This is a genomic window from Variovorax sp. BGA-UO-ETr-C22, assembly GCF_059567965.1.
In genome coordinates this window covers 256571-273651 of the sequence record NZ_JCAQPA010000009.1, presented here as the reverse complement: position 1 = coordinate 273651, position 17081 = coordinate 256571, and the positions used below count along the sequence as shown (strand labels likewise).

General features: G+C 62.7%; 18 protein-coding genes and 1 pseudogene. 4 read left to right on the top strand and 15 right to left on the bottom strand.

The features are described from left to right. Position 1: 1 nt before the first annotated feature. From AC57B8_RS10845 to AC57B8_RS10820, 6 genes are all read right to left on the bottom strand, one after another. On the bottom strand, positions 2–1663 hold the full coding sequence (locus AC57B8_RS10845) for an L-lactate permease (protein ID WP_496479609.1): 1662 nt from the start codon (positions 1661–1663) through the stop codon (positions 2–4). A 115-nt stretch (positions 1664–1778) separates the two neighbouring features. Continuing rightward, positions 1779–2666, bottom strand: coding sequence for a LysR substrate-binding domain-containing protein (locus AC57B8_RS10840; RefSeq protein WP_062482020.1), 888 nt, complete (start codon positions 2664–2666; stop codon positions 1779–1781). Positions 2667–2684: 18 nt separating this feature from the next. After that, positions 2685–3614, bottom strand: coding sequence for an SMP-30/gluconolactonase/LRE family protein (locus tag AC57B8_RS10835; protein WP_307589546.1), 930 nt, complete (start codon positions 3612–3614; stop codon positions 2685–2687). Positions 3615–3819: 205 nt separating this feature from the next. After that, the gene (locus AC57B8_RS10830; protein ID WP_496479608.1) at positions 3820–5253 is read right to left on the bottom strand and encodes an ammonium transporter; all 1434 of its coding nucleotides are present in this window, start codon (positions 5251–5253) and stop codon (positions 3820–3822) included. A 29-nt stretch (positions 5254–5282) separates the two neighbouring features. After that, positions 5283–5621 (bottom strand): P-II family nitrogen regulator, encoded by a 339-nt coding sequence (glnK, locus tag AC57B8_RS10825; RefSeq protein ID WP_056583732.1) that lies wholly within the window; start codon positions 5619–5621, stop codon positions 5283–5285. A 70-nt stretch (positions 5622–5691) separates the two neighbouring features. Then, positions 5692–6558 carry a TorF family putative porin gene (locus AC57B8_RS10820; protein WP_095949830.1) on the bottom strand — a complete coding sequence of 289 codons (867 nt, stop codon included), beginning with the start codon at positions 6556–6558 and terminating at the stop codon, positions 5692–5694. Positions 6559–6775: 217 nt separating this feature from the next. Here AC57B8_RS10820 and AC57B8_RS10815 point away from each other — a divergent pair. Then, a pseudogene (locus tag AC57B8_RS10815) lies at positions 6776–7654 on the top strand (YifB family Mg chelatase-like AAA ATPase); the annotation flags it as partial. A gap of 160 nt (positions 7655–7814) precedes the next feature. Here the strand turns inward: AC57B8_RS10815 and AC57B8_RS10810 are convergent. Continuing rightward, positions 7815–9758 (bottom strand): DUF4365 domain-containing protein, encoded by a 1944-nt coding sequence (locus tag AC57B8_RS10810; protein WP_496479607.1) that lies wholly within the window; start codon positions 9756–9758, stop codon positions 7815–7817. Positions 9759–9899: 141 nt separating this feature from the next. On the opposite strand from AC57B8_RS10810, the gene AC57B8_RS10805 reads away from it, so the two are divergent. Further along, positions 9900–10109: a hypothetical protein gene (locus tag AC57B8_RS10805; protein WP_496479606.1), complete on the top strand. Its 210-nt coding sequence runs from the start codon at positions 9900–9902 to the stop codon at positions 10107–10109. Beyond that, on the top strand, positions 10096–10578 hold the full coding sequence (locus AC57B8_RS10800; RefSeq protein ID WP_496479605.1) for a hypothetical protein: 483 nt from the start codon (positions 10096–10098) through the stop codon (positions 10576–10578). Before AC57B8_RS10805 ends, AC57B8_RS10800 begins: the two co-directional genes overlap by 14 nt. Before the next feature lie 107 nt (positions 10579–10685). On the opposite strand, the gene AC57B8_RS10795 is transcribed toward AC57B8_RS10800, so the two are convergent. From AC57B8_RS10795 to AC57B8_RS10765, 7 genes are all read right to left on the bottom strand, one after another. After that, positions 10686–10958, bottom strand: coding sequence for a hypothetical protein (locus AC57B8_RS10795; RefSeq protein ID WP_496479604.1), 273 nt, complete (start codon positions 10956–10958; stop codon positions 10686–10688). After that, positions 10958–11467 (bottom strand): IS66 family insertion sequence element accessory protein TnpB, encoded by a 510-nt coding sequence (tnpB, locus tag AC57B8_RS10790; protein WP_496479858.1) that lies wholly within the window; start codon positions 11465–11467, stop codon positions 10958–10960. The genes AC57B8_RS10795 and tnpB overlap by 1 nt, the downstream gene beginning before the upstream one ends. 14 nt (positions 11468–11481) lie before the next feature. Next, positions 11482–11862 (bottom strand): transposase, encoded by a 381-nt coding sequence (locus tag AC57B8_RS10785; protein ID WP_496479603.1) that lies wholly within the window; start codon positions 11860–11862, stop codon positions 11482–11484. Between the two features lie 132 nt (positions 11863–11994). Beyond that, positions 11995–13677, bottom strand: a complete 1683-nt coding sequence (locus AC57B8_RS10780; RefSeq protein ID WP_496479602.1) for a hypothetical protein — start codon at positions 13675–13677, stop codon at positions 11995–11997. A 158-nt stretch (positions 13678–13835) separates the two neighbouring features. Further along, positions 13836–14369: a hypothetical protein gene (locus AC57B8_RS10775; protein ID WP_496479601.1), complete on the bottom strand. Its 534-nt coding sequence runs from the start codon at positions 14367–14369 to the stop codon at positions 13836–13838. A 63-nt stretch (positions 14370–14432) separates the two neighbouring features. Next, positions 14433–15239 (bottom strand): hypothetical protein, encoded by an 807-nt coding sequence (locus AC57B8_RS10770; RefSeq protein WP_496479600.1) that lies wholly within the window; start codon positions 15237–15239, stop codon positions 14433–14435. A 223-nt stretch (positions 15240–15462) separates the two neighbouring features. Beyond that, entirely contained in the window at positions 15463–16146 is a 684-nt protein-coding gene (locus AC57B8_RS10765; protein WP_496479599.1) for a sce7726 family protein, read from the bottom strand. Positions 16147–16171: 25 nt separating this feature from the next. On the opposite strand from AC57B8_RS10765, the gene AC57B8_RS10760 reads away from it, so the two are divergent. After that, complete coding sequence (locus AC57B8_RS10760; RefSeq protein ID WP_496479598.1) at positions 16172–16495, top strand: helix-turn-helix domain-containing protein; 324 nt, start codon at positions 16172–16174, stop codon at positions 16493–16495. 265 nt (positions 16496–16760) lie between these two features. Here AC57B8_RS10760 and AC57B8_RS10755 read toward each other — a convergent pair whose 3' ends face one another. Then, positions 16761–17075 (bottom strand): hypothetical protein, encoded by a 315-nt coding sequence (locus AC57B8_RS10755; protein WP_496479597.1) that lies wholly within the window; start codon positions 17073–17075, stop codon positions 16761–16763. Positions 17076–17081 lie beyond the last annotated feature (6 nt).

The window sequence follows — 17081 nt, the reverse complement described above, 5'->3', positions numbered from 1 at the left end:
TTCAGCGGACGACCATCAGGGTGAATGGCCACACATAGGCCTGCAGCGTCACGTACAGGCCGACCAGCGAGGCCAGCGCGATCGAGTGGAAGAACACGTAGCGCAGGATGTCGCCTTCGTGATTGAACCACCGCGTGGCGGTGGAGGCCACCACGATCGACTGGGCGTCGATCATCTTACCCATCACGCCGCCCGAGCTGTTGGCCGCGCCCATGAGGTTAGGCGCCAGGCCGAGCTGCTCGGCCGCGACCTTCTGCATGCCGCCGAACAGCACGTTCGAGGCCGTGTCGGAGCCCGTCATGGCCACGCCGATCCAGCCCATGAGCGTGCCGAAGAAGGGATAGAACACGCCGGTGTTGGCGAAGGCCAGGCCCAGCGTGGTGTCGGTGCCCGAGTAGCGCGTGAGCGTGCCCAGCGCGAGCATCAGCACGATGGTCATGAGCGAGTAGCGCACCATCCAGAGCGTGCGAAAGAAGGTGCGCACGATCTCGATCGGGTTGTACTTCATGAACAGCGCGCTCACGATCGCCGACAAGAGAATGCCGGTGCCCGTGGCCGACAGCAGGTTCAGCACGTACACCGCGCCTTCCTTGGTGGGCGCCGTCACCACCGGCGGCATCTTCTCGATCAGGTTGTGCAGCCCGCCCATCGGGAACGAGGGCGCGAAGACGCCGTTGAGCGCGGTCTTCACCGAGGGCAGGCCCCAGATGAAGACGAACACCGAGAGGATCACCCAGGGCATCCACGCGCGCACCAGCGCTTCGCGGCTGTGCACGACGATGGCGGCCGGCGGTTTGGCCTCGTGCGCGCTCACGTCCTTGCCGCGCAGCGAGGGCGAGCGCCACACATTCTTCGGCTGCCACACACGCAGGAACAGCACCAGGCTGGCCATCGACACGATGGCCGCGATGATGTCGACCAGCTCGGGGCCGATGAAGTTCGACACCAGGTACTGCGGCACCGCGAACGACACCCCCGTGACCAGAATGGCCGGCCACACTTCCATCATCGCCTTGCGTCCGGCGAAGGCCCAGACCAGCCAGAACGGCACCAGCAGCGAGAAGAACGGCAGCTGCCGGCCGATCATCGCGGTGACTTCCATCAGGTCGTAGCCGTGCACCTTGGCCAGCGTGATCACCGGCGTGCCGAGCGCGCCGAAAGCGACCGGCGCGGTGTTGGCGATCAGCGAGAGGCCCGAGGCGGCCAGCGGCGAGAAGCCCAGCCCGATCAGGATGCCGGCCGTGACCGCCACCGGCGTGCCGAAGCCCGCCGCGCCCTCGAAGAACGCGCCGAAGCAGAAGGCGATCAGCAGCAGCTGGATGCGGCGGTCTTCGGTGATGCCCGAGAGCGAGTCCTGCAGCACCTTGAAGCTGCCGTTCTGTTCGGCCAGCTGCTGCAGGAAGATGATGTTCAGCACGATCCAGCCGATCGGCAGCAGGCCCGTGAAGCCGCCGAACAGCGCGGCGCGCCCGGCCATCTCGGCCGGCATGCCGTAGGCGAACACGGCGACGGCCAGGGCCGCCAGCAGGCCGAGGCCGGCGGCGATGTGGGCCTTGATGTGGAAGAAGCCGAGGCACGCAAGCATCACCACCACCGGGATCGCGGCGAGCGCGGTGGAAATGATCATGTTGCCGAACGGGTCGTAGATCTGCTGCCAGGTCATGCGTTGTCTCCGGGGAGGCTGTTGTTGTGCCCCGCACTCTAGGGAGAAGCGCGCCGTCCGGATTGAAGGTTTTTTGCCCGGACCTTGATAAAAATTTGTCGGGCCGGCGTGTCGGTCAGTGCAGCGTCTGAACGATCCAGTCGACGAAGGCTGCGCACTCCCAGCGCTCCAGCGTGCCCGGCTGCCAGCAGATGTAGTGGCGGTGCGGCGAGGGCACGGGGCGTTCCGACAGCGCCACCAGCCGCCCCGATTCGAACCAGGCGGCGCCCAGTTTCTGTCGCACCAGCGCCACGCCGAAGCCGCTGGCGGCCGCGTCGTAGACCAGGCCCAGGTCGTTGAACTGCGCGCCTAGGTGCGGCTCGGGCTGGTCGATGCCGCAGCTCGCGAACCAGGTGCCCCAGGGCTCGAGCGGGCTGCGGATCAGCCGCGCGCTGGCGATCTCGGCCGCGGTGCGAAAGCCGTCGAAGGGCCCGAACTCGTTGAGGTAGCTCGGGCTGCAGGCGGGCACCACGTCCTCGGCGATGAGCAGGCGGTGCTCGCAATCGGCATACGCGCCGATGCCGTAGCGCACCTGCAGGTCGGTCTGCTCGGCCGTGACATCGAGCAGCGGGATCGACACATGCAGCGCCAGCTCGATGTCGGGGTAGATGTTGCGAAAGAGCTCCAGCCGCGGCATCAGGAATTGGCGGCTGAAGGTGGGCGTGACCGCCACGCTCAGGCGCGGTGCGCGCAGCGCCGCGTCACGGCTGCCGGGCGTGGCCTGCTGCAGCGCGGCCAGGCCGACGCGCACGTTCGCCAGGTAGGCCGCGCCATCGGCCGTGAGGCTGAAGTCGCTGCGCCCGAAGAGCTTGAAGCCCACGTGCGCCTCGAGCTGGCGGATGCGGTGGCTCACGGCGCTGGCCGTCACGCACAGCTCGTCGGCCGCGCGGCCCGCATGCCGCAGGCGCGCGACGGCCTCGAAGGTCAGCAGGCATTGGATCGGGGGGATGTGGTGCAGAGCCATCCTCGGCAGCGGACCGACTCAGTCTTCGAAGAAATTCACCGGCAGGCCCGGCGTGTCAACGCGCATCGAGAGCACGGTGCCCGAGGCCGGGCGCTGCACCAGCTCGTCGGCCGGGCGGCCCTTGCGCCCGCTGGTGACGAACAGGGTGCGCAGGTCGTCGCCGCCGAAGCAGGGCATGGTCGGGCACTGCACCGGCACCGCGATGGCCGCCACGCGCTCGCCCGTGGGCGCAAAGCGCAGCAGCTGCGCGCCTTCGAACATCGCGACCCAGTAGTGGCCGGCGGCGTCGACGGTGGCGCCGTCCGGACGGCCGTCGTAGTGCGTGGGCGTGCTGGGTACCCAGCCCGCGGGCTTGGGATCGAACTGCTGGAACACGCGCGCATGCGACAGCGTGTTGGCCTCGGCGTCCCAGTCCCAGGCGCGCACCACGTGCGCGGCGGTGTCGGCCCAATACAGGGTGCGGTTGTCGGGCGAGAACGCCAGGCCGTTGGCGGTGGTGACGTGTTCCAGCATCGACGTGATGGTGGGCGAGACGTCCCCCGGCCGTGCGTCGAAACAGTAGAGCGCGGCGTTGGCGCGGTCCTTGGCCTCGTTAAGCGAGCCGGCCCAGAAGCGGCCGAGCGCGTCGCACTTGCCGTCGTTGAAGCGCATGGTGCGCACGTCGTGCTCCGCGCGTGCCATCGCGACGAGGCTGCCGCCCCACTCGCGGGCCCGGTAGATGCCGTCGCGCAGCGCGATCACGAGGCCGCCGCTGCGTGCCGGCGCCATGCAGCCGGGCTCGGTGGGCAAGGCCCATCGCTCAACCGTGGCCGTGGGCGAACCGATCTCGCCGCGCGTGCGCAGCACGGCGCGGCCCGGGATGTCGAGCCAGTAGAGCGCGCGTTCGTGCGGATGCCAGAACGGTGATTCACCCAGCTCGCAGAGGCTGTCTTCGATGGAGGTCCACATGGTGGGGCGATTGTGCCCCCGGCCACGCGGGCCGCGGGCAAAAAAAAGCCCGCTGACGCCGAAGCGCTCGCGGGCTGAACATCCAAAGGAGACTCGCCTGAAAAAACCGGGAGCTGTTGTTCTTCTTTGTATCGAAAAGGGTGGTGGTGGTCTTGGAGGAGCGGGGGCCGGCGCCGTGCCGGGCCACCCGCTGTCTGTGTGCGAATCAGCGGTTGTAAGCCGTTTCGCCGTGCGAGGAGATGTCGAGGCCTTCGCGCTCTTCTTCTTCCGACACACGCAGGCCGAGGGTCAGGTCGGCGATCTTGTAGGCGATGAACGCAACCACACCGGACCACACGATGGTGAACAGCACGCTCTTGACCTGGATCCAGACCTGCGCGCCCATCGAGAAGGTGTCGGGGGTCAGGCCGCCGGTGCCGCCCAGGCCCTTGGCAGCGAACACGCCGGTCAGGATGGCACCCAGGATGCCGCCCACGCCGTGCACGCCGAACACGTCGAACGCGTCGTCCGCGCCGAGCATGCGCTTGAGACCGCCCACGCCCCACAGGCAGACCAGGCCGGCCAGCAGGCCCATCACGATCGAGCCCATCGGGCCGACGAAACCGGCGGCGGGCGTGACGGCCACGAGGCCGGCCACGGCACCGGATGCGGCGCCCAGCATCGAGGCCTTGCCCTTGTGCAGGCTCTCACCCAGGATCCACGACAGGGCCGCGGCGGCGGTGGCGAGCACCGTGTTCACGAAGGCCAGGCCGGCGGCGGCGTTGGCCGCACCTGCCGAGCCGGCGTTGAAGCCGAACCAGCCGACCCACAGCAGCGAGGCGCCGACCATGGTGAGCGTGAGCGAGTGCGGCGTGAAGGCTTCCTTGCCGTAGCCCACGCGCTTGCCGACCATGTAGGCACCGACCAGGCCGGCGATACCGGCGTTGATGTGCACCACGGTGCCGCCGGCGAAGTCCAGCGCGCCGTCCTTGCCCAGCAGGCCGCCGCCCCACACGATGTGGGCCATGGGCACGTAGCTGAAGGTGAACCAGATCACCGAGAACAGCAGCACGGCCGAGAACTTGGCGCGTTCTGCAAAGGCGCCGACGATCAGCGCCACGGTGATGGCCGCGAAGGTGCCCTGGAAGGCGAAGAACACGTATTCGGGGATCGTGGTCAGCGCGCCGAAGGTCTCCTGCGTGATGCCCTTCATGAAGATCTTGTCGAAGCTTCCGAAGAAGTTGCCGTCGCCCGTGAAGGCCAGGCTGTAGCCGTAGATGGCCCACAGCAGGCTGATGAGCGAGAAGATCACGAAGACCTGCATCAGCACCGACAGCATGTTCTTGGAACGACCCAGGCCGCCGTAGAACAGCGCCAGGCCGGGAATGGTCATCAGGATCACGAGCAGGGTCGAGGTGAGCATCCAGGCGGTGTCGCCGGAGTCGACCTTGGGCGCGGGGGCGGCGGCCGGTGCGGCGGGTGCGGCCTCGGCGGCTGCGGGTGCGGCAGCCGCGGGAGCCGCTGCAGGCGCGGGCGCAGCAGCGGCAGGTGCCGATGCAGCCGGTGCCTCAGGGGTGGCGGCGGGTGCCTGGGCCAGCGCCGAAGTACCGGCGACGAAGACGCTCAAGCCGAGCGCAAGAGAGACAAGAAGTTTTTTCATAGTCGTTGTTCTTTCGGGCCAGGACTCGATCAGAGGGCTTCGCGGCCCGTTTCGCCGGTGCGGATGCGCACGACCTGCTCGAGGTTGTAGACAAAGATCTTGCCGTCGCCGATCTTCCCGGTGCGCGCGGCGCCTTCCACCGCCTCGATCACGCGGTCGACCAGCTCGTCGGAGATGGCCGCCTCGATCTTCACCTTGGGCAGGAAGTCGACCACGTACTCGGCGCCGCGGTACAGCTCGGTGTGGCCCTTCTGGCGACCGAAGCCCTTCACTTCCGTGACGGTGATGCCCTGCACGCCGATGGCCGAGAGCGCTTCGCGCACCTCGTCGAGCTTGAACGGTTTGATGATGGCTGTGACCAGCTTCATGATGAGTTGCTCCTTCTGGATGGATGAAAGGCGGCGCGGCAACGTGGGCCGCGCCTGGTTGTTGTGTCGATTACAGCGTCTTCGTCAGCGTGAGGATGAAGCGTGCCTTGTTGGGCGAGTAGTAGGTGGTGCCGAAGGTGCCGAAGTCGGGGATCTCGATGCCCGGGTAGGCCACGACCTGGTAGTTGGACTTCTTGTTGGCGCCCTGCACCGAGCCCGTGAGCGTCAGGCCGCTGCCGAAGTCGTAGGTGGCACCGATGTTGTAGTCCACGTAGCTCTTGTAGCCCAGGCTGCGGATGTCGCTGGACATGTTGGTGAAGCCGACGGCGGCCTTGAGCGTGACCTTGGGCACGATCTCCTTGCTGTAGGCCAGGTTCAGGTAACCGGTGTTGCGGCCCTTCAGGCCCGAGCCCGTCTTGGCGCCGGCGTAGCCGAAGTAGTCCTTGGACACCGTGTGCGAGTACTTGGCCGTGAACGAGCCGAAGCTGTCGTTGGCGTAGGTGGCGCCCACGTACAGCTCGGTGGTGTTGCCCACCGAGTTGCCCGGGTAGATGTAGGTGAGCGCACCGACGTCCATGTCGACCGGGCCGGCCTTGAACTTGTAGCCGCCGTACAGGTCGCTCTCGATGCTGTTGCCCTTGAGCCAGTTGACGCTGGAGTTCCAGTTGCCGACGTAGAAGCCGCTGTCGCCGAAGGCGTAGTCGAAACCGCCCTGGATGGCGGGCTTGAAGCCCTTGGTCTTGGCGTAGTCGTTCTTGCCGATCATGTCCTGGTCCTGGCCGCGGAACTTGTAGTTCGTGGTCAGCGAGACATTGCCCGTGAGCAGGGGCGCGGGCGCCGGTGCGGCGGCGTCGGCGGCCTGGGCCATGGCGGCGCCCGAGGCGGTCAGTGCAGTGGCCAGAACGATCAACGCCTGGGCGGCGGTACGGTGCGTCATCAGGGAACTCCTCGCAAGTGTGTTGTTGGACCTGAGCACCCTCAAAGCAGGGAGCGTGCCAAACTGCACGAATACCGCCCCGGCCAGAGGGCGCAGGTGTCCGGCGATGAGCGCCAAATCGTTACAAGCCCTGTTTCCGGCGGTTGCACACGCTTGCACGCTGCACGGTCCTGGGCTTGCACGTCGCAGGCGCACCAACTTGGGGAGAGGGAGAAAAATGAGTCTGTCTTTGGTGCAAAGCCGCGCCTTGCTCGGCCTGGAGGCCGCCGCCGTCACGGTCGAGGTGCATCTGGCGAACGGCCTGCCGAGCTTCACGCTGGTCGGGCTGGCCGAGACCGAGGTCAAGGAGGCGCGCGAGCGCGTGCGCTCGGCGATCCAGAACGCCGGGCTCGAATTTCCGACCAACAAGAAGATCGTGGTGAATCTCGCCCCGGCCGACCTGCCGAAGGACTCGGGCCGCTTCGACCTGCCCATCGCGCTGGGCATCCTCGCGGCCAGCGGGCAGATCGAGAACGCCCGGCTGGCCGGCCATGAGTTCGCCGGCGAGCTGTCGCTGTCGGGCGAACTGCGCCCCGTGCGCGGTGCGCTCGCGATGGCCGTGGCCACCTACACCCAGGGCTCGGCCGTGCGGCTGGTGCTGCCCCTGGACAGCGCCCAGGAGGCCGCGCTGGTGCCCGGCGCGCAGGTGTACGGCGCCAAGCACCTGCTCGACGTGGTGCGCCAGTTCGTCGCCAGCGGCGGCGGGCCCGTCGACGCAACCGACGACGGCTGGACCCGCGTGCGCGCCGCGCCCGGCGACGGCGCCCCGCGCTATGCCGACCTGGCCGACGTCAAGGGCCACACCGGCGCCAAGCGCGCCCTCGAGATTGCCGCGGCCGGCGGCCACAGCCTGCTCATGGTGGGCGAGCCGGGCTCGGGCAAGTCGATGCTCGCGCACCGCTTCGCCGGCCTGCTGCCGCCGATGAACGTGGACGAGGCACTGGAAAGCGCGGCCATCGCCAGCCTCGACGGCCGGCTGGCGCCCGAGCGATGGATGAGCCGCCCGACGGCCACGCCGCACCACACGGCGAGTGCGGTGGCGCTGGTGGGCGGCGGTGTAAGCGCGGTCGAAAAACGCGAACGCATTTAAATAAATGCGAATCTGCGGTTTTTTCGGGATTTAAGTGAGAACTGCCTCGGCAGAGGCCTCCAAAACCGGGCCCAGGTTCTGTCTAAACATACAGATTCGAGTGTTCTAGAGTGGCCTTCCGGCTACGCTAGCGAAGGACTGAGGGGAAATCGCGGCGGAGTAAAACCGCTAGCTCGTGATCTGGAAATCTGCCCACTGCCGCCCTCCACACACGACTTGCCTCCTCCGACTCTCCGGCGTTCCAATGCACGCCGCCCATGTCGAACCAAGCCGATGCGCGGTTGGGATTCAGCGCAATGCTCCGCAAGTAGGCATCGATTGACTCGCGAATGCGTCCCAATTTCTCATAGGCTACTGCAACCTGGCACCAACTCAGATCATCCGGTTGAATCGTCTCAGCTTGTGCCAACAGAAGCGGCAAGCTCTCCTCGGGACGATCGAGGACATTCAGCGCCGTGCCGAGGCAGTAGCCGTAGTGCCCACCCGCGAGTTCATATGCGATCTGAAAGCACCGCTGCGCCTCCTCCCAGTTTTCGTCTTCCTGCGCCCAGTGCCCCAGACGATCCCACAGGAGGGCGGCGGCCTCGCCCTGCTGATGCCGGATACCGGTCTCGAATTCAGTCTTGAACGCCTGATAGGTCATGTCTGCTGCTCGGCCTTCCGACCGGAGGTACAGCTTGCTCAGCAACCGCTCTCCCGCTCCGCTGGGACAGTCCGGATGCGCCTTCAGATATCGGTCCCAGAACGGGATGCTCAGCTTTGCGTTCTCCGGCGCAGAGCGACCAAAGCTGGCAACTTGCCGAGCACACCATGGCCAAATCCAAGCCTCGTTTCCCGCATCGCCGAGCAGCGTATTGATTTCACGAAATGCAGCCCTTGCATCGCCCAGGTTGAATAGGACATTTATTCGCCAACCCATTACCGAAGTCTGTTTTCCAAGCGTGCCCTCGGCAAAGACCACCTGATCGAAGTGTGCGAGCGCCTTTTCATACTCCCCGTTTCGAAGGCAATGGTGTCCTAGGGCGCAATGCGCTTCTGGGAGTTGGGGGTTGTATCGCAGCGCCTCACGGAAAGACTCGCCGGCCTTCTCTCCGTGACCAAGCTTCTCGTAGCTGGAACCGAGATTCTTGTAGCACTGCGCGAGCAGTGATGTGTCTTGGTCGGGAGTCAAGTGCTGAAGCGCTGTTTCATATGCCTTAGCGGCTTCCTCTTCACGTCCGAGTGAGGAAAATCCGTTTCCTATGGTGTAGTGAATACTCCCCTTTTGAAAGCGGCCAGCATCGATCAGGGACGAAAAAAGTGAAATTCCATCCTGGATGCGGGCTACATTGCAACTCAATCCCGCCATACCGAGATTGATCTCGGCCATGTAGCAGTAGATCATCGCATCATGATCCTGAAGGACGGCCGCGAACTTCTCAAATGCGGCGCTGATCACATCATTCGCATCGCGGTGATACAGCTTTCGAAGCATTGCATCGGCCTGCACAACACTTTCCGGAACATGCAGGTCTGGACGGATCGCTTTCACGATGCCAGGCAGATCCTGGGGACGCGCGATTGTTTGTGCGATCCGCGCGTCTCGAGATGACGCCGCCCCCGCCCTTGCCAAAGCTGCAAGAGACTCCAGGCGTTCATGAGTAAGGGTCTCCGAAAAAACCACCGTGAGCGTTTGCTGCTGAGTCCAACTCTTCCCGCTGTGCTCGTATTGACGCAATACGGCATCGGCGAAGCAGAACCGTAGCGTATCGGTCGGAACGTGATAGCAGACGAAGAAGGAATAGGGCTGCGCCAGCAGATAGTTGAGATTGAACCGTTGGATCTCGACACTGATCGAACCGTCCGCGTTTGGTGCCCCTTCTGTTCCCTTCAACTGGACATGGATCCTGACATTGGTCGCACACTCGCGATCGACGACCTCGATCTGACAGTCAGCCCCATAGTCCTCTCGATCCGAAGCCTGCAAGACAAAGTCGCTGGAATTCGATAGCAACTTCTCGAATGCGGCTACAGCCTTGCTTCCCGTTGCATGGTTCTTGTGACGTTTTGGTAGATCGTCGAAATGTTCCATCTTTTGCCGCCAGAGCACTGAGTACAGATGCATGGTACTTCGGCGACCATGCAATGTAAGCGGCCAGCCGTCCCACCTCGAGTAGATATTGGGGCTGGCCGAACTCAACCAAGCGCGCGACGACGCGCTGAAGGAAAACCGATGATCGCCGCCATCATCTCTATGGTGGCCAACTCGGCCGCGCGGCAATCCAATGTTCGATCGTCCCAGACGAGACTCGGCGTGTTCATGCCTCCGTGGTCCAATTCATTGCTGACTGGGGATAATTCCCTTGATCGCGCGCTGCTCGCCCCAAAATTGCAGGCGAGCAGTTTCTTTTTCAACAGTGGAGCAACGAATGCGCTGGACTGAGCCACGGGAACTAAAAGACTACAAGTACGCGATACGAGGAATTGGCCTGTATCTGATCGGGCGACCGTCGGTAAAGGGCACGAAGCTCAAGGGCAATGGGGTTAAAGATGACTACTTGCTTGAGAATTGGCCTGACGGCATCACTCCTCTTTACGTAGGGAATTCTCTATCGAGGAGTAGCGGTATGCGTGGGCGCTTGAGCTCGCACGCACGAGGCCGCGGCAACACTCTTATCAAAGAGGCTCTGGCTAAAAAGGAGCGCTTGTATTACATCCAACTTGTCGGAGAAACCGCAGCTGAGTACGAAGCGCTATTTATTCAACTCAGGACTCAGGCGCAGTTCTTGGGCAACATAAGAAATGAAGTGGATCGATCAGCGGCTAGGCGATACGCAAAAATCCGGCAAGGCATGACGCAGTTCGAACGGGACTTGTACGACAGCGACGCGATCGATCCGCGGGACGGCTAGCAAGGCCCTGCCGAGAAAGCATCATGCAAATGGTGCTTATTTGTGGCAGCAAAACGCACAGCCGCCCTGAAAAAGGGTAGGCGTTCAGCGATACCATCTTGACCGTGTCAGGGCGGATCAGCTAGCAGTGCGTCTTGCAGCGAATCAGGGTCGAATCGAGGTGAGCCATCGAGCACTCCTGAATCGTTGAACACACAGCTTCCCTCGCGCTTGCAGAATGCATAAGCAACGGTGCCTCCGAACATCCAGTCGCCGCGGGTGGTGACGTTGACCATGTAGGGTCGACTGGAATCTTCTGTGATCTCTATCGGCGCCTCGCTGATGGAAGCCCAACAGAAGTCGTCAGGGCCTTCTCCCTCGAACATGAGGAAGGAGGTCATCAGGCTGGTAGCTGGGACGTCATCATTTCTGCGCAGAGACAACCGCGGAGGCGCTCTCCCAAGTTCGCGGAACCCCTCGGCGACGAGCGACTCAACCTCCAAGACGTCGGTGGGCGGTTGCGAGATGGGGATGAACAGACTGTCTGCCACACGAGTGAGTGTAGTAGCTCAACCGTGCGCGAAGGCCTGCCAGCGGTGCGGCAACAGCTCGTCGATGCGGCTATGCAGCTGCGTCGGAATCCGAGCAAAAGCGCGTCGAGCTGCTCACGCGTCATCGCTATCTGCGTGCCCAGACTCGCGTTGGCCCAGAGGAATCGGCCCTGGTTCAGCCGACGTGCGCACAGCCAGATGCCGATGCCGTCGTGCACGAGGACCTTCATGCGGTTGGCGCGTCGATTGGCAAACAAGTAAGCGTGGTGCGGATGCGCGGCGCCGAACACCTTCACGACGCGCGCGAGCGCCGACTCGGTGCCAGCTCGCATGTCGATCGGCTCGGCGGCCAGCCACACGGCATCGACGCGGATCAACGCAGCCACTCGCGCAGCCAGGCTGCGCACGACGACGCTGATTCCACCGGCCAGTGCACCACTGCGGTAGCGCTGCCTCGCTTCAGTTCGATGCGGATGTCACGGGCTGGCGTCTCGGCTTCGGGCTGCACATCGAGCGCGATGAAGTCGGGCGTCGGCAAGGTTGGAACGTCATTCGTCTTCGGCGACGCAGCCTTGCGATCGTCGGCACGCCACCGGTACACCACGTTCGCATTCAGGTTGTACAGCCTCGCGATCGCCGCGGCAGAAGCATCCGGCTGCCGGCACGCCTCAACGACCTCCGACTTGAACCACGCGCTGTGCTTGCGACGGGTCGCCCGCTTAACCACACCATCTATTGCGTCCACATCATTCATCGCGGACACGATGCCTGCCGACTCTCAGGTAATCAAGATGACTTCGCCGTACGCCTACCATGCAATAGCGCTTTGGCGATGCGATGGATCTAGTGCTTTTCAGGAAAGCCCCAGCGAATCCTGAGAGCCGCTTTACTCCGCCAGGATGCGCCTCTTGAACTCGCTCAAGACCCTGGCGGCAATCTCCTGAGGACTCAACTCGTCGGCCAGCGCGTTCAACTCGTCCGTCGTCCAATAGGCGATCGTCGCACCCGTGTCTCGGTTTACCTCGGAAGGCATGGGAGAAGTCCAGCAGGGCTCGAATAGCATTTTCCCAACTTGCTCGATGGCCGGCTCTCCGGCCCCCAAGTGCTGCGCCACCACCTCCACGCTGATCTGACCTTCCGGGAACTCAGCAACACCCAGGGCCGCACATCGCATGACGCCTCCGGTCGCCCCGTATTCGACGATCGTGGAGAGCCAAACCCAAAGGTCAGACCACGACGCGACACCGGCCGGTGCCGGTACGGCCATGCGACGTGAGACCTCACCGTCCTCGAACGGACAGAACTCCCACCCGGGCAGGCAGGCGGGCAACGCTTGGCGCAAGGCGGCCAAGAATGACGGCTCAAGTCTGCGTTCATCGCTGTCACTCTGAGCTCCCATGATCTCCGCCGGCGGCAATCCTGCAGCGTCCGAGGGACCGATCGCATAGAGATCCGCGTCCTCACCTTCGGCAGCGGACCGATTGGCGTGAAAAGACGCATGCGACGTTCGGTGAATCGAGGTTCTCTTGAGATACGGAAAGGGATCCCCGTCATCGTCGTCGCTGTAAACCTCAAGAGCCGCCTGGCTCCTGTCCGCCCATTGGTTCACGATCTTCGGCTTCTTCTCCTTCTTCTCACCTGGCCCGCGCTCCTTGCGTTCCTCCGACACCGGCGGCCGAGTCCGCAGAAGACCATCATCGATGCTGTAGTTGAGTCGCTCGAAGGGATGAGGGTAGGTGCACCTGATCAGGCGCAGCGCGACGAAGGTTCGCTGCCCAGGCGTATCCAGCCAAAGCCCGTCGACGGTGAAGTTCGTCTTGCCCGTAAAGGGAAAGCCCATCCGAGGCTGCCAGTCGGTTTTGTTCAGCCCGGCGATGCGCCCGCCTTTGACCAATGTGAAGAATGCCTTCTTGGCCTCGTCGTCCAGTGCGATGCGTGCCACCGTCGGCGCAGCTGCCGCCGGCATCCCCATCCCCAGAACAACGTTCGCCGCATTGCTGACTCGGCTGATGTACGCGGCGTGATAGAGCCTCTGCTCCGCGTCGCCGCCTGACATGACGCCCTCGAGTACCGAGCTTGTCGCGCCGAAGTAGAAGCGAAACAACTCCAGGCTCGGCACGACCAGCACGGTGTCGGGATCGACCTGGACACGGGCGACCCAGGACCGCGTATGTTCGTTGTGGGCGTTGAACGCATTGAAGGGAAGGAGGTACGAGGTCGAACCTCCCGCAGGCGAATACGGGAGACCCGAAGGCAGGACCTCGGAGGTTTGTTCGTCGACGGCCATTTCCTTGAAGAGCATGCGCGTCAACGGCGCCGACTCGACACGAGCTCCATCCTTCCAGACCTCCCCGAGACGAATGTGCGGTAGGACCGCGATCGGGATTTCGATCTCCTGGCGCTCGTCGCTACTGCGCAGCATCCATTCCAGACCGGGACGCCAGAGCGAGCATGACACTTTCAGTGTGCGCTGCTCAGGCCCGAACTGCAGAGAGTTGTCGACGTTGCCAAACCAATCGATGCGAAGCGCGGCGCCGTCCTGACGCGCTAGACAGTCGTAAACACTCATCGCAGCCCTTATTCGTCCCTCATGCTGCGCTAATAGTAGCGCTGGGCGAAACCAACTTCAGTCATCCGAGACTCCGCTCACCGCTTGACCCGGAGTCTCGGTGGAACAGCCAAGCCCTAAAAGGAGTGTCAATAGACCAGGCCTTCCTACGAGCCCTCTTACTTCTTTGCTTCAGCGGTCTTGGGAGTGGCACCTTCAGCCTGACCGGTAGCTCTCCCGGCACGAACGGCGGCCTCTGCTGCGGACTCAGATTTCGCCTGCTGCACATTTGACAACGTGGTTGCCAGCCCCGACAGCAACGTGTCGCGGTGGAGCGAGTACCGCTCGATGGCATCTTGACCTTCCAAGCGAACTAGCGTCGCACAGGTCTGGTTGAGGAGCCCCTCATAGAAAAAGACGGTGTCGCGAATCTCACGAATCGCTTTGTCGCTGTAGTTGAGCTTCCCGATATTGAAAGACAGATCCCCCTTGCTGAGATTCGGAACCTGCAAACCTTCAAGGGTCACGTTCAACCCATCCCACTTGATTCCCGGTTTGCATGACTGCATGGTGTAGCGGACCTTCTGGCCTGCCACATTCAACTCCCGAACGACGGACGTGGTTTCGCATGCCGCTAGGCCAATCACCATCAGCACAGCAAGGCGCTTGCCAATGCGGGCACTGCACGTCCCCCAGCTTTTGCTAGTTTGCATATTTCTCACTCCTTCTATGAAAAACGATCACCCCGGTGAGATTCCTCGGATGAAGAGAACCACTCATGGCTGCGGGGAGTAAAGACTCGATAGATATTGGTCCAAGGACCGGCCCGCCGATTGAGTCGCCTGCATGAAAATGCGGACATCGGCCTCGGTTGGCTTTGTTACTTCCACCGGGCTCCTAAGCAACCTCTCAAGATTCTCGGGGCGAGATCTCAGGTTTTCCTGGATTCGCGCAAGAACGTCCGCAGAGTCAGTGTTGCATTGATAAAGTTCGCATTGGACCAAATCATCGAATTCCAACGCTCTATCCCCAGCCTCTTGCCGGAACCGAGCGTAAGCCGCAGGCTTCACGAGTTGCTGATGTTCGTCAACAATTTTTGACTGATACTCGAAAAAGCTAGTGTGCAGTCGCTTACGTTCCTGCGCAAACATCAGCATCAGATCGTCGCCGATCGCGGGCTCATTCATGCGAGCCTGAAGAATGGCGTCCGCCTTCAATGTCTCCGCCATTCGGGCGGCAAGTAGCTGACGCGTTTCCGGGGGGAGTTCAGGGTAGACGTCATCGATGTGCTTCCTGACCTTCTCGAGATTAACTTCTTGAGGAGCTTTGAGAAATCGAGTGACTGTGACTGTTCCCAAACCCTCTAGTTTGGAGAAAACATCGTTAAACGAACCGCTCTCAAAAGCAGCGAAGATCGCACTTTGACCGTCATTGAGCGTGTACAGGCCACGAACAAGAGAGGTGAACGGATTGGTCGTACTGAACGCCCACGCGTGACCACTGCCAGCGAGCACTCCACAGCCCATCGCCAAATGCAGCAGTATTTTTCTTGCCTTGTACCCAAGCGCCTTGAATTTGTGCATGCGTCCCCCTCCGACTATGCCTCGCTTGTTTATATGCTTTTGCACTAGTCGAGGCAATCGCGAAGAGGCACAACGTCAACGTTCGCGAACACCCCCGTCGACAACATGCCTGGATTCGCACGGACACAGATCCAGGCAGGCAGACCGCCAACATCTGCCCATGGAAAATATCGCCTTGTCTGTCGCGTTGGGCGTAGAACCATCACCAAACGATGCGCCCTACTCAGTACATCGGATTCAACGACAGCCCGAAGTTCTTGCGAGCGAGGTTCCAGTCGATGGTTGGCTCCCGAGGCTCGGGCTTTGCAACGAGGCGAGTACGCGCTCTTAGGCAGGCGCACAGATAGGAATCCGCCTCCTCCACGGAGAGCATGCTGACGACAGCCTCGAGCATCGCCGCCTTGCTCCAGCCGCTCAGCCCGCGCGCCGCGCCCCCTTGTTTGAGCTTCGCCGTCAGTTCCTCGCGGCTAAGCAGAGAGCACATGGCATGAACGCTGCGATCGGGATTGAGCCCCGCGGCTCGGGCCTGGTGCAACTGCAGATCAGTGCGACGGCCCGTCGGGAGCATAACGCCCCACCACGCCGGCACCAGCTCGAGCACAGCATCGAAGTGAGCAGGCACTGTGACGATATTCACCCTCGCGAATACTTTGCCATAGCCTGCGATCTGGCGAGGCAGCCGCGTCAGGCGGTCAGCGCCGGCCTTGATCTCGTAGCCCACGAGCTCTTCTCCAGCCGCGGCAAGGTCCGCTCGAACCGTGTTGCCTGGTAGGCAGAGCTCGTCGACGACCAAAGCATCGGCGGCGATCAGCCCACTTCGCTTCAAGAGCGCCCGCAACTGGCAGTCCGAGGCGACGGACCACGTATCCAGCGGCAGCCCCATGTACGAAGAGCAGAGGTAGTTCATTCATGCAATATGCAATACTTAGTGCATGACCGTCAATGTTGCAGTCCGGCAGATCGAGAACTACATGGATGAGCACGGACTCACACAGATAGAGCTTTCTCGATTGACCGGCATTCCTCAGCCGACACTCAGTCGCGCATTGCGTGCGCCTCGTCGCATTACGAATACGCACCGACGTCTATGCAAATATGCAAATATCACATTGAGGGAAGATCCCCCGTCTCTGGTAGCGAGCGAACGACTGCGCCAGACCATCGCGGAAGTCTGGGATGGCACGGACCGCCATGCCGATGCGCTGATCCGGTTGTTGCGGGCCGCCTCCGACGTCGCCGCTATATCGAGAGCCTAGGGTCCGGTCAGCGCCCAGCACAGCGCCCGCCCCCATCAAACGGGAGGAAAGCGGGCGCAAGGTAAGTGCGGCAAAGAAGGCGCCTGTTAAGCGTCAGCATCGGCACCGTCGTAGCCGTTGAATTCACCCGGCGGGTGTTTTTCGGCACCACGTGAAACCCATTGATATTCAAGAGGATTTTCGATTTTCACCCGCACTCCAGCACCAAGGTACGGAGCAATCGTCTTCCCTGGTGTGAAGCGGATGAACGATTGACCACTGGTCGTCAGGCCCAGTGCGGCCCCATGTCGCGCTGGCTCATGACAGCGGTCTTGCTCTGGTCGTCGAGAACGTAGCAATCAACATCCAGGCCGAAGTCTTCTTTGAAGCGGCCCTTGTGGGTGACACTGGGCAGCCTGCCCCAGCGAGCAAGCGCGCCCTTGCGGGCGCGCTCAGCCTTTTGCTCTGGCGTCATCTTCGCGGCGAGCTTCAGCGCGCCTTTCGCTCGGTCCGGTTGGGCGTCTTCTTTGCCACCGTTATTGCTGAATCGCCTCACCACCCAAGACCGCGTTGCCATCCTGAACTGCTTGAGCGAGGGCATGGGAGT

Coding starts and splice junctions, on each gene's coding strand:
- AC57B8_RS10775 (WP_496479601.1), bottom strand. CDS start 14,369: ATGCAAACTAGCAAAAGCTGGGGGACGTGCAGTGCCCGCATTGGCAAG.
- glnK (WP_056583732.1), bottom strand. CDS start 5,621: ATGAAGCTGGTCACAGCCATCATCAAACCGTTCAAGCTCGACGAGGTG.
- AC57B8_RS10755 (WP_496479597.1), bottom strand. CDS start 17,075: ATGCCCTCGCTCAAGCAGTTCAGGATGGCAACGCGGTCTTGGGTGGTG.
- AC57B8_RS10840 (WP_062482020.1), bottom strand. CDS start 2,666: ATGGCTCTGCACCACATCCCCCCGATCCAATGCCTGCTGACCTTCGAG.
- AC57B8_RS10770 (WP_496479600.1), bottom strand. CDS start 15,239: ATGCACAAATTCAAGGCGCTTGGGTACAAGGCAAGAAAAATACTGCTG.
- AC57B8_RS10805 (WP_496479606.1), top strand. CDS start 9,900: ATGATCGCCGCCATCATCTCTATGGTGGCCAACTCGGCCGCGCGGCAA.
- AC57B8_RS10845 (WP_496479609.1), bottom strand. CDS start 1,663: ATGACCTGGCAGCAGATCTACGACCCGTTCGGCAACATGATCATTTCC.
- AC57B8_RS10830 (WP_496479608.1), bottom strand. CDS start 5,253: ATGAAAAAACTTCTTGTCTCTCTTGCGCTCGGCTTGAGCGTCTTCGTC.
- AC57B8_RS10820 (WP_095949830.1), bottom strand. CDS start 6,558: ATGACGCACCGTACCGCCGCCCAGGCGTTGATCGTTCTGGCCACTGCA.
- AC57B8_RS10760 (WP_496479598.1), top strand. CDS start 16,172: ATGACCGTCAATGTTGCAGTCCGGCAGATCGAGAACTACATGGATGAG.
- AC57B8_RS10785 (WP_496479603.1), bottom strand. CDS start 11,862: ATGAATGATGTGGACGCAATAGATGGTGTGGTTAAGCGGGCGACCCGT.
- AC57B8_RS10780 (WP_496479602.1), bottom strand. CDS start 13,677: ATGAGTGTTTACGACTGTCTAGCGCGTCAGGACGGCGCCGCGCTTCGC.
- AC57B8_RS10765 (WP_496479599.1), bottom strand. CDS start 16,146: ATGAACTACCTCTGCTCTTCGTACATGGGGCTGCCGCTGGATACGTGG.
- AC57B8_RS10835 (WP_307589546.1), bottom strand. CDS start 3,614: ATGTGGACCTCCATCGAAGACAGCCTCTGCGAGCTGGGTGAATCACCG.
- AC57B8_RS10800 (WP_496479605.1), top strand. CDS start 10,096: ATGCGCTGGACTGAGCCACGGGAACTAAAAGACTACAAGTACGCGATA.
- AC57B8_RS10810 (WP_496479607.1), bottom strand. CDS start 9,758: ATGGAACATTTCGACGATCTACCAAAACGTCACAAGAACCATGCAACG.
- AC57B8_RS10795 (WP_496479604.1), bottom strand. CDS start 10,958: ATGACCTCCTTCCTCATGTTCGAGGGAGAAGGCCCTGACGACTTCTGT.